Below are 11,383 nucleotides of genomic sequence, written 5' to 3' on the forward strand. Positions count from 1 at the left end.
GCGGTCACAGGCGCGGATCGACTGGTTCAGACTCGAGTGCCAGCACGGCGAACACGCACTCGTGTACGCGCCACAACGGCTCGCCGCGAGCGACCCGGTCCAGCGCCTCGATGCCCAGTGCGTACTCGCGGCCTGCGAGCGAGCGCTTGCGGCCCAACCCACGCTTGCGCAGGCGGTTGAGATGCTGCGGCTCGGTGTAGTCGGGCCCGTAGATGATCCGCAGGTACTCCCGCCCGCGGACCTTTACACCCGGCTGCACCAACCCCTTCGCGCCCCTGGTCAGGTTCGCCATCGGCTTGACGACCATGCCTTCGCCGCCCGCCGCGGTCAGCTCGTCCCACCACGTGACGCCGGCTTCGATGTCGTTCTCGCTGGTGGTGTCGACCAGCAGGCGTTTGGTGGGCGCGAACAGCGTCGGGTCCGCCGCCACCAGGCGGTCGGCGATGGCCAGGTGCCAGGAGTGCGGCCGGGTGGCGAACGACTGGCCTTCGGCCGCGAGCACCTGGAACGGCGCGAGCTTGATACCCGCCAGCCCGTCGGTCGGCCAGCAGTAGCGGCGGTACGCCTCGCGGTAGGCCGCCGCGTTGCCGGCCCGGGACCGAGTCCTGGTCAGCAACTCCGTCACGTCGACACCACGGGAGTCCGCTGTGGACAGTGCGTCGATCGACGCCGCCAATGCGGCCTCGGCGGACGCGCCGACCGGGGCGTACTGGTGCTCGATCAGCCCGCCGGCCTTGGCGCTCCACGGCATCAGCTCGGCGTCCAGCAGCACCCAGTCCGTGTTCAGCTCGTCCCACAGCACACTTACACCGGCCCGCACGCGCTCCAGGAGCCGCTCGGTCAGTTCGGGGCCGAAGAACGACCGGCCGGTCCGCGTGTACACGGCGCCGCCGCCGTCGATCCCGAACCGCGCGGCCCCGGATTCCCGGCACACCAGGACGACCGCCCGTGAACCCATGTGCTTCTCTTCGCACACAACGGCTTCCACGCCGTCGGCGCGGTAGCCGGCGAACGCCTCACGCGGGTGCTCCAGGACGTCCGGCAGGGTCGACGTCCCGGTCGGGCTCATCGTCGGCGGCAGGTACAACAGCCAACGCGGGTCCACGGCGAACCGGCTCATCACCTCCAGCGCCGCCGCGGCCTGCTCGGTCCGGACCGAGATCCGCCCGTGGTGCTGGGTCTCGACGATCCGCCGGCCGGACACGTCGTCCAGGTCGAGCACGTCCGGATCACGTCGCCCGGTCAGCTCGGTGGCCGCCGGCGCCTCGGGCACCAGCGGCCGGACCGGCTCGTACCAGACCTGGTGTGCCTGGACCGACACCACTTCCTTCTCCGGGTAGCGCAGTGCGGTCAACCGACCGCCGAACACGACACCGGTGTCCAGGCACATCGTCCCGTTGACCCACTCCGCGACCGGGGTCGGCGTGTGTCCATAGAGGACCATCGCACGGCCGCGGTAGTCGTTCGCCCACGGGTAACGCACCGGAAGCCCGTACTCGTCGGTTTCACCCGTGGTGTCGCCGTACAGCGCGAAACTGCGAACCGTGCCCGACGCGCGACCGTGGTACGCCTCCGGCAGGCCCGCGTGCGAGACGACGAGTTTGCCGCCGTCCAGGACGTAGTGCGCGATCAGGCCGCCGCAGAACTCCTCCACCTTCTTGCGGAAGTCCGCCGGCTCCGCGCCCAACTGGTCCAGGGACTCCGCGAGCCCATGGGTGACCCGCACGTTCCGGCCTCGCAGGGCGCGGACGAGCTTCTGTTCGTGGTTGCCGCAGACGCAGAACGCGGTGCCGTTCTCGACCATGCCCATGACCAGCCGCAGCACGCCCGGTGTGTCCGGGCCGCGGTCGACCAGGTCGCCCACGAACACCGCCCGGCGACCCTCCGGATGCGCGGCGCCCACCGGTCGGCCGCTGTCGTCGCGATCCAGCACGTAGCCCAGGGATTCGAGGAGTTCCACCAGTTCGGCGCGGCAGCCGTGGATATCGCCGATCACGTCGAACGGGCCGGTCTCGTGCCGCTTGTCGTTCAGCAACGGCTCGATCTCGATCTCCGCCGCCTCGACGTCCTCGGGCGTACGCAGCACGTACACGCGACGGAAGCCTTCCTTCTCCAACGACCGAAGCGACCGCCGAAGATCGTTGCGGTGCCTACGGATCACGTGCGCGCCGAAGTCACGGTCAGGGCGCGCGGCGTTCCGCTCGACGCACAGTGCTTCGGGCATGTCCAGCACGATCGCCACGGGCAGCACGTTGTGCTTCTTGGCCATCTCCACGAGGCTCTTGCGCGGCTCCCGCTGCACGTTCGTGGCGTCGATGACCGTTACGCGGCCGGCTTCCAGCCGCTTGGCGGCTACGTAGTGCAGCGCGTCGAACGCCGCAGCCGACACCGTCTGGTCGTTCTCGTCGTCGGACACCAGGCCACGGAAGAAGTCGCTCGAAAGGATCTGCGTGCTCTTGAAGTGCTTGCGCGCGAACGTCGACTTGCCGGCACCAGACGCTCCCACGAGAGCGACCAGAGCCATGTCAGGGATAAGGAGTTTCATGCCGCCACCTCGAAGACCGCGAGCTGGGTCGGCGGGCCGACCTCGGGGTCGTCCTGGCCGACGGGCAGATACCGGACCGCGTAGCCGTTTCGTTCCGCCACGCCGTCCGCCCATGTCCGGAACTGGGCCCGTGTCCATTCGAAACGGTGGTCCGGGTGCCGGCTCTTGCCCGCCGGCAGCGTCGGGAACCGCACGTTGTACTCCACGTTGGGTGTGGTGACGATGACTGTAATCGGTCGTGCGGCGCCGAAAACGCTGTGCTCCAACGCTGGCAGGCGCGACTCGTCCACGTGCTCGATCACCTCCATCAACACGGCCGCGTCGTAGCCGGCCAGCGACCGGTCCACGTACGTCAACGCCGACTGCCGAAGCGTGAGGCGCTGACGGACCCGCTCCGGCGTGCGCTCGAACCGGCGGGCAGCGACCTCCAGAGCCCGCGCGGACACGTCCACACCCAGGATCTCGGTGAAGTCCTTCTCCTTGATCAGGTCACGCAGCAACGCGCCACCGCCGCAGCCCAGATCGAGGATCCGGCGGGCACCGACCGACTTCAGGACGGCGATCACACTTCCCCGGCGCTGCACGGCAAGCGGCTCGGGCCGGTCCGGCTCCTCGGCCACGACCGGCTCGGCCAGCGCGTTGTCCAGGTCCTCCGCGTCGGTCTCGTCCGCCTCGGCCAGCCGGGCTCAACGCGAACCGGACGTAGGCCTTGCGGTGCGCGAGGTACCGGCGGCTGATGAACTCGCGTTCGGGATGCTCGGCCAGCCAGCCCTCGCCGGCCCGAAGCAGCTTGGTGACCTCCTCCTCGGTCACCCAGTAGTGCTTCGCGTTGTCCAGCACGGGCAGCAGCACGTACAGGTGACGCAGCGCCTCCCCGAGCCGCAACGTGCCGGTCAGTCGCAGGTCGACGTACGGCGACTGGCCCCACTCCGGGAACGCCGGGTCCATCGGCAAGCTCGTCGCCCCGACGTCCCAGCCGAGCGGCTCGAACAACCTGGTGACCAGGTCGGCGCCGCCGCGCGCGGGCAGCGCCGGGACGTGTACGTGCAGCGGGATGGCCTGGTCGGCCAGGTCCTGGTAGCTGCCGGCGATGCCGTTCATCGCGGTCCGGAAGACCGAGCCAAGCGCGACCGCGAGCATCGACCCGGCCGCGTACGGGCGGTCGTTGACGTACTGGCCGAGAGTGAACGCGCTGTCATGGCGGCCGCGGACGAGTTCGATCGGGTCGATGTCGACCAACAGCGCGGCCGTGCACTCGTCCGGTGTGGCGACCGGGTAGAACACGTGCGCGGTGCCGGCCGCGACCGTGAAGGACTGCGCCCGTTCAGGATGCTTGTGCAGCAGGAATCCCAAGTCGGTGGCCGGCCGGTGGGTGGTGGTCAACGTCAGTAGCACGACGCAGAGTGTCCACCATCGGCTCGGCCTTCATCATCCGGTTTACGTCACTAGGGTGAGGGGCATGGCGAACCGACTGGCCGAGTCCACCAGCCCCTACCTGCTTCAGCACGCCGACAACCCGGTCGACTGGTGGCCGTGGTCGCCGGCGGCGTTCGCGGAGGCGGCCAGCCGGGACGTGCCCGTGCTGCTCTCAGTCGGCTACGCGGCGTGTCACTGGTGCCATGTGATGGCCCATGAGTCGTTCGAGGACGCCGAAACAGCCGCCCTGATGAACAAGCATTTCGTGAACATCAAGGTGGACCGCGAGGAACGGCCGGACGTTGACGCTGTCTACATGACCGCGACGCAGGCCATGACCGGCCAGGGCGGCTGGCCGATGACGTGCTTCCTCACGCCGGCCGGTGAACCGTTCCACTGTGGCACCTACTATCCGCCGACGCCTCGCGGTGGGATGCCGTCGTTCAAGCAGCTGCTGGCGGCCGTGGTGGAGGCGTGGACCGAGCGTTCCGACGAGGTCCGTACCGCCGCCGGCAAGCTGGTAGCGTCGCTCGCCACGCACTCGTCGCCGCTGCCGCAGTCCACTGTGGATCTGGATGGCGCGGTCACGTCCCTGCTCGGCGACTTCGACCGTCGGCACGGCGGCTTCGGTGGGGCGCCGAAGTTCCCGCCGTCGATGGTCCTGGAGTTCCTGATCCGCCACCACGAACGGACCGGCTCGGTCGAGGCATTGTCTATTGTGGAGGCAACGGCCGAGGCGATGGCCGGCGGCGGGATCTACGACCAGCTCGCCGGCGGCTTCGCCCGGTACAGCGTCGACGCCGGATGGGTCGTGCCGCATTTCGAGAAGATGTTGTACGACAACGCTTTGCTGCTTGGCGTGTACACGCATCTGGCCAGGGTGACCGCGGCGCCGACGGTATCGCGGGTCGCCCGCGAGACAGCCGAGTTCCTGGTGCGCGATCTGGGTACGGCCGAGGGCGGGTTCGCCTCCGCCCTGGACGCGGACACCGAAGGCGTGGAAGGGCTGACCTACGTGTGGAAGCCCCAGCAACTCGTCGACGTGCTGGGCAAGGAGGACGGTGCCTGGGCGAACACACTGTTCGGCGTGACCGACGAGGGCACGTTCGAATACGGCACGTCCACCCTGCGCCTGCTGGCCGAACCGTCGGACTTCAGCCGGTACGAGCAGGTACGGGCGCGGTTGTGGGCCTTCCGCACGCAGCGGCCGCAGCCCGCGCGGGACGACAAGGTCGTGGCGGCGTGGAACGGGTTGGCCATCGAGGCGTTGGCGCAGGCCGGACGCGTCTTCGAGGAGCCGTCGTGGATCGCCGCGGCCATCCGGGCCGCGGTGTTGCTGATCGACGTGCACATGGTCGACGGACGGCTGCGCCGGACCTCGCGGGACGGCACGGTCGGGCCTTCGTTCGGTGTCCTGGAGGACTACTCATGCGTGGCCGCTGGACTGCTGGCGCTGTATCAGGCGTCTGGTGAGGCGCGTTGGCTTTCCGAGGCCGTGTCGTTGCTCGACCTGGCCCTGGCCCGGTTCGCCGACCCGGCCACCCCAGGCGCCTATTTCGACACCGCGGACGACGCCGAGGCCCTGGTCCACCGGCCGTCCGACCCGGGTGACAACGCGACCCCGTCCGGCGCGTCGGCCTTGGCGTCCGCGCTGCTCACGGCGTCCTTGTTGGTCGGCGCCGACCGCGCCGGTGCTTACCGACAGGCCGCTGAGGAGGCTGTGGCGCGCGCGGGCGTGCTGGCGAGCAGGGCGCCGCGCTTCGCCGGTCACTGGCTGTCCGTGGCCTCCGCGCTCGCTCTGGGCCCGGTGCAGGTGGCCGTCTCGGGGTCGTCGCCCGCCCTGGTCGACGCGGCCGTGGCGAACGTGCATGGGGGCGCGGTCGTCGTGTCCGGCGCCCCCGACTCGTCGCCGCTGCTCGCCGACCGGCCGCTCGTGGACGGCCGGCCCGCCGCGTACGTGTGTCGTGGGTACGTGTGCGATCGGCCGGTGACCACGGTCGACGACCTGGTCACGGCGCTTAGCCGAGAGTGAACACGCGAGCATTGCACGTTCTACAGGCGTAGCTTGAGTAGTGATGTAATGATGTAATCAAGCGACGGAGAACGTGATGTTGGGAGTGGGTCACATGGGACGCGGAGGCTGGCAAGGCGCACGCGGTCGTGGACGAGGCGGCTGGCAGCAGGCGGACCTGCCGTCCGCGGACGACGCGGGCGCCTGGCTCACCGGCCGCCTGCCCGACGGCTGGTTCACCGAGCCGCCGACGGTGTCGGTGGACCGCGAGGAGATCATCATCGTCGGCGAGCTGCCGCCCCTCGAGGGCGAGTTCGAGGACGACGCGGCCCGCGCGGCGGCCGAGTCCGGCCGGATCAGCCGCTGGCGCGAGGACACCAGGGACGAGCGGATCGAGATCGCCCGGCAGGCCGAGCACCGCTACGCCCGTAAGGTCGCGTGGGGCGCCAAGCTCGGCTCGACCGAGGAACTGTTCACCACGATCTCCGCGCCGGTGATGACGCGCCTGCGTCAGCCGGAGCGGCTGATCCTGGACACCCTGGTCGACGCGGGTGTCGCGCGGTCGCGGTCGGAAGCCCTCGCCTGGGCCGTCCGCCTGGTCGGCGAGCACGCCGACACCTGGCTCGGTGAGCTCCGCGAAGCGATGTCCAAAGTGGACGACCTGCGGGCGAAAGGCCCTGAGCTGTGAGAAAAGGGGTGGGCGCGCCCCCCGATGCGCGCCCACCCCGCCCGGCCTAGGTCAAGGTGAAGGCCGGGTCGGTCAGCAGGGCGATGAGCTGCTGTTCGTTGAGCGGGAACGGCCGTACGCCGGGCTGAACCGAGCCGGTCGAGGTGGCGGCGAAGTTGGTTTGAATGATGTTGACCGAAGTGCCGTCCCGCCGGTAGTGAACGGCGGTCTGATCACCCGGCCGCCTGCCGTCGGTCTTGCCTGTCCTGATGATCACCAAGCTGCCGTCCGGCTGCGGGCGACGCACACACCCGTCGAAGCACTCGTCGTCCGGCAACCGCACCAGATACTTGCTGGAATACCCGCCGTTGACGGTCAGATTGAACGAGGCAGAGCCGTTGGCGTCCTGGAACCGTTTGGTCAAGGTCATCGAGTCCAGTTGCGTGTACTGCTGCCCGCTGGCGTTCTGGACGTCGGTCGCACCAGGCACGACGGACGGGAACACAGCGTCCATGTGACCGTTGATCCTCGCTACTTGCGCGGTCTCGTCGAAGGGCGGTTGTGCGGTCGGCGATGGTGTCCACGGCACAGTCGTGGGGGGTGTGTTCGCCTCGGTCACCGGGACCGCGGTGGCACCGCCGCCGCGGAACACGGCAATGGCCGCCGCGGTCACCACGACCACCACAGCCGCTCCACCTAGCGCGATGAAAGTGGCGCGCCGAGTGCGCTGCAGCTTGGCCGCGCGCGTGACAACCTCGTCGGGGTCGAAACCCAGGTCGGGTTCCACCAGAGTGAGGCTGCGCAGCCCCGATTCGATCTCATGGTCGTTCATGTCTGGTTGCTCCTGTCGGTCAGGTCCAGCCGGTCCACGATCTGACGCAAGGTGGTCAGACCACGGGAGGTCTGGCTTTTGACGGTTCCTTCGGAGCAGCGCATGGCGGCGGCGACCTCGGCGATCGAGAGGTCATCGCAGTAGCGCATGACGACTGCGGCGCGTTGTTTCGACGGTAGCTTGGCGAGCGCGTCCACCAGGATGTCCGAGATGCCAGGGATCCGGTCGACATGCTCGGTCTCGGGCACGATCCCGTCCCGGTTCTCCCGCCTGCGCCACGGCCGCCGTCTCTCGTCCAACCAACACCGGAGCAGAACCCGCCGCATGTAGTTGTCGAAGCCCGCGCTGTCCTTCACCCGGGGCCACGCCCGGTAGAGCTTGAACAACGCGGTCTGGACCAGATCCTCAGCCAGGTGCCAGTCCCCACACAGCAGGTACGCGGTTCGGCGCATGGACAGCGTCCGGGCGCGGGCGAAGTCCCGGAATCCTGTGTCGTCCTCAGCCTTCATTCGGCCTCCTCGCCTTGTCCCGTCATTACCTACGGACGGCGATCCGGCCGAAGTTGCCTCATCCGAGCAGAACCTTCACTCCCGAGCCCCATCCCGCACCGGTCGAAGAACCACCCACCCACATCGACCTGCAAGCCGGCTGAGACACGCGGTGCGCCTTATGTCACCCGTTGGGGCGGTTCAACCGGGTGCGTGTGCGGTAAGAAACAGCTATGGGCGGCAAGCGGTTCGTGGCGCCACTGGCGGTGGGTATCGTCGCCGTGGTCGCGTTCGCAACAATGCATGGCACGGCGGAGCGGACCTACCCACCTGCATCGGGACCAACACCACCGTCAAGGTTCACGTGCAGCTGGCCATCGTCGATGTCGAGCCTGTCCGGAACGGTATCGGCGGGCCGCACGTGGTCTGGCTGCGTTGCCTCGCCTGATCCAGAAGGGTGAAACCCCAGCTAGGGGTACATGGCCAGCCAGATCGCGATGTAGTGGCAGATCGCGGCCAGGATGGTCGCCGCGTGGAAGAACTCGTGGTGCCCGAAGTGGCCGGGCCAGGGGTTGGGCCACTTTGTGGCGTAGAAGACCGCGCCGACCGTGTAGAACAGGCCGCCGGCCAGGATCAGGACCAGGGCTGCCGCGCCGGCGTGCGAGAGCAGGTCCGGCAGCACGAAGATGGCCACCCAGCCCAGTGCGATGTAGATCGGGGTGCCGAGCCAGCGGGGGGCGTGCGGCCAGATGAGTTTCAGTGCCGTGCCCGCCAGGGCGCCGCCCCAGACCACCGAGAGGACGACCATGCCGGTGGCGTGGGGCATCGCCAGTAGGCAGAAGGGGGTGTACGTGCCCGCGATGAACACGAAGATCATCGAGTGGTCCAGGCGTTTCATCCATGCCCGGCGCCGCTCGGTTTCCCACCAGGTCCGGTGGTAGACCGCGCTCACGCCGAACAGGCCGAGCACCGTGGCACCGTAAATCGAGGTCGCGAGGGCCGCCGTTCCGGACACCGTCGACGCCGCCAGCGAGATGAGTACGGCGCCGGTGGCGATCGAGACGAAGAAGGACCAGAAGTGAAGCTTCCCCCGCATGCTCGGTTTGTCGGCAGGTGTGGGCCGTTCGAGTGTCGCTGCGGTCACGCTGTGAGGCTACGGGACCGTAAGTTGGCTTTGTAGACCGCCGGGCGGAGTCCACAGGGTCTTCACAGGTTCGAAACGTTTTTGTTCCCGGTGGGCTCAGTCGATGCCGGCCAACCGCCCGGATGTGGGTACGCTGTTCGGACGTGGCTCGCAGTTGGATTCGCAAACGCGGCGCGGACGTGGTCTACGGACTCTACGAGCGCCGGCTGTCCTGGCAGGTCAAGGGCCTGCCGCGGCCGCGGCATGTGGGGGTCATGCTGGACGGCAACCGCCGGTGGGCACGTGAGGCCGGCTTCACCGACGTCGCCGACGGGCACCGGGTGGGTGGTCGTCGGATCCATGACCTGTTGCAGTGGTGCGCCGAGTCGGGGGTGGAGGTCGTCACGCTGTGGCTGCTGTCCACGGACAACGTCAATCGGCCCGAGTCGGAGCTGGTCCCGCTGTTGGAGATCATCGGCGACGTCGTGGACGAATTGGCCGAACCCGGCCTGCCATGGCAGCTGAAGATCCTCGGCGCGCTCGACGTCTTACCGCAGGAGACCTCTGACCGGCTCAGTGCCGCGGCTGCGCGCACGAAAGGCCGGACGGGGCTGCAGGTCAACGCCGCGGTGGGGTACGGCGGCAGGCGCGAGATCGCCGACGCCGTGCGCAAGCTCCTGCTCCAGCACGCCGAGGTCGGCACCACGATCGAGGAACTGGCCGAGGTGCTGAGCGTCGACCACATCGCCGAGCACCTGTACACCTCCGGGCAACCCGACCCGGACCTGGTCATCCGCACGTCCGGGGAGCAGCGGATGTCCGGGTTCCTGCTGTGGCAGTCGGCGTACTCGGAGATCTGGTTCTGTGAGGCCTACTGGCCGGACTTCCGACGTACCGACTTCCTGCGGGCGCTGCGGGACTTCGCCATCCGCCACCGCCGGTTCGGTTCCTGACCCGGATCGACGGCAAAGCGCCGGGAACCAGTGGTTCCCGGCGCTCCGACACCTGTCGGGTGTCAGTGCTCGTTCTGGCTCCCGATGCCGCCGCTGGCGCAGTTGTTGACGATCGAGGGGGACAGGATCGGCACCGCCGCGCCCAGCACGCCCACGTTGTTGCCGCACACACCGGCGATCACGTTGAGGTTGATGTTCTTGGCGATGTCGATGTCGTTCAGGTTCACGAGGCCGACCTGGCCGTTGTGCGCGTCGTTGATGCTACGGACGTGGTGGCTCTGACCGGCGAAAGCCGGCCCACCGAGCATCAACAGTCCCGCCGCCGCGGCGGCAATCACACCAGCCTTCTTCAACACTTCAGCACACTCCTCGAGTCGGGGGGATTGTGGAGACGGTGGGAATCCCGTTGCTCCTATGCGCAGAGAACCTACTCTGTAGGTGGCCGGCCACCTGCCCGAATTCCCCGATCGTGTGACCCGGTCGGCGGCAGAATTCCCCATTCCGGTGATATTCACGCCGATCGGCGTGTCGGTGGTTTCGTTCTGTCACGGGGTACGAAAAACGCGAGGGGTACCGGCGAACCGGACACCCCTCGCGCTGGCTTGACCAGGAAGGACCAGGTCAGTCTTCGTTGTCGCTCATGATGCCACCGGAGGCGCAGTTGCCGGTGATGGACGGCGACAGGATCGGCACCGCCGCGCCCAGGACGCCCACGTTGTTCCCACACGCACCGACGACGGCGTTGAGGTTGATGTTCTTGATGATGTCGATGTCGTTCAGGTTCACCAGACCGACCTGGCCGTTCGCGGCGTTGTTGATGCCGTGCGCGTGGCCGTAGTTGTGGTGGCCATCGCCCATGCCGTCATTGCCACCGGCGAAAGCCGGTCCGCCGAGCATCAGCAGTCCGGCCGCGGCGGCGGCGATCACACCAGCCTTCTTCAACACTTTCTCCACACTCCTGAACTCGGGGATATGTCGAGAACCAGCGAGGATTCCCGGTAGTTCTCCGGGGCCGAAACTACTCGAATCCGCGGCATCTCACCGGGCGGATCCACGATTGTGTGATGCCTTGATGGCGAACACCAACTGATCCGGTGGTCTTTGTTTTTCCCGAATTCGTCGGCGAGTCGCCTTGTCCTCGTCGTCGTCGCTGCTACGCAGGGCAATGGTCGGTGACCCGGCGACCACGGTCGGCGCTATCGGTCCAGGTGATCAACTACGCGCTGTGATCAACATCCCCCGCAAGGAGGATGTTGAACGGGTGAACCGAAGTCGGCGTCACATCCCGGACTACCGCTCTGAACTGGGCGTTTGTCCCTCCGGTTCGGACCTTCGGATGAGTCCGGCG

The 11,383-nt window shown here is 68.1% G+C and carries 9 protein-coding genes and 1 pseudogene; 3 read left to right on the forward strand and 7 right to left on the reverse strand.

Going from position 1 to position 11,383, the window contains the following annotated elements; translation table 11 throughout:
• Positions 1-4 precede the first annotated feature (4 nt).
• Entirely contained in the window at positions 5-2,545 is a 2,541-nt protein-coding gene (locus EV192_RS24835) for a polynucleotide kinase-phosphatase (RefSeq protein WP_132119297.1), read from the reverse strand.
• Positions 2,542-3,940, reverse strand: a pseudogene (locus EV192_RS24840) (3' terminal RNA ribose 2'-O-methyltransferase Hen1). Before EV192_RS24840 ends, EV192_RS24835 begins: the two are co-directional and overlap by 4 nt.
• A 64-nt stretch (positions 3,941-4,004) precedes the next feature.
• Between EV192_RS24840 and EV192_RS24845 the strand changes: the two are divergent.
• Together EV192_RS24845 and EV192_RS24850 are read left to right on the forward strand one after the other, a co-directional pair.
• Complete coding sequence (locus EV192_RS24845) at positions 4,005-5,993, forward strand: thioredoxin domain-containing protein (RefSeq protein WP_132119299.1); 1,989 nt, start codon at positions 4,005-4,007, stop codon at positions 5,991-5,993.
• 94 nt (positions 5,994-6,087) lie between these two features.
• Positions 6,088-6,660 (forward strand): hypothetical protein, encoded by a 573-nt coding sequence (locus EV192_RS24850; protein ID WP_132119301.1) that lies wholly within the window; start codon positions 6,088-6,090, stop codon positions 6,658-6,660.
• A 46-nt stretch (positions 6,661-6,706) separates the two neighbouring features.
• On the opposite strand, the gene EV192_RS24855 is transcribed toward EV192_RS24850, so the two are convergent.
• The 3 genes from EV192_RS24855 to trhA form a co-directional block, all read right to left on the reverse strand.
• The gene (locus EV192_RS24855; RefSeq protein ID WP_132119303.1) at positions 6,707-7,471 is read right to left on the reverse strand and encodes a hypothetical protein; all 765 of its coding nucleotides are present in this window, start codon (positions 7,469-7,471) and stop codon (positions 6,707-6,709) included.
• Positions 7,468-7,980 carry a SigE family RNA polymerase sigma factor gene (locus EV192_RS24860; RefSeq protein WP_132119305.1) on the reverse strand — a complete coding sequence of 171 codons (513 nt, stop codon included), beginning with the start codon at positions 7,978-7,980 and terminating at the stop codon, positions 7,468-7,470. Before EV192_RS24860 ends, EV192_RS24855 begins: the two co-directional genes overlap by 4 nt.
• A gap of 448 nt (positions 7,981-8,428) precedes the next feature.
• Positions 8,429-9,055: a PAQR family membrane homeostasis protein TrhA gene (gene trhA / locus EV192_RS24865; RefSeq protein ID WP_132119830.1), complete on the reverse strand. Its 627-nt coding sequence runs from the start codon at positions 9,053-9,055 to the stop codon at positions 8,429-8,431.
• 191 nt (positions 9,056-9,246) lie between these two features.
• Between trhA and EV192_RS24870 the strand changes: the two genes are divergently transcribed.
• Complete coding sequence (locus EV192_RS24870; protein WP_243727046.1) at positions 9,247-10,035, forward strand: isoprenyl transferase; 789 nt, start codon at positions 9,247-9,249, stop codon at positions 10,033-10,035.
• 62 nt (positions 10,036-10,097) lie between these two features.
• On the opposite strand, the gene EV192_RS24875 is transcribed toward EV192_RS24870, so the two are convergent.
• Positions 10,098-10,391: a hypothetical protein gene (locus EV192_RS24875; protein WP_132119309.1), complete on the reverse strand. Its 294-nt coding sequence runs from the start codon at positions 10,389-10,391 to the stop codon at positions 10,098-10,100.
• Positions 10,392-10,656: 265 nt separating this feature from the next.
• Complete coding sequence (locus EV192_RS24880) at positions 10,657-10,962, reverse strand: hypothetical protein (RefSeq protein WP_243727047.1); 306 nt, start codon at positions 10,960-10,962, stop codon at positions 10,657-10,659.
• Positions 10,963-11,383 lie beyond the last annotated feature (421 nt).

This window comes from Actinocrispum wychmicini (assembly GCF_004345645.1).
Classification (GTDB): domain Bacteria; phylum Actinomycetota; class Actinomycetes; order Mycobacteriales; family Pseudonocardiaceae; genus Kibdelosporangium; species Kibdelosporangium wychmicini.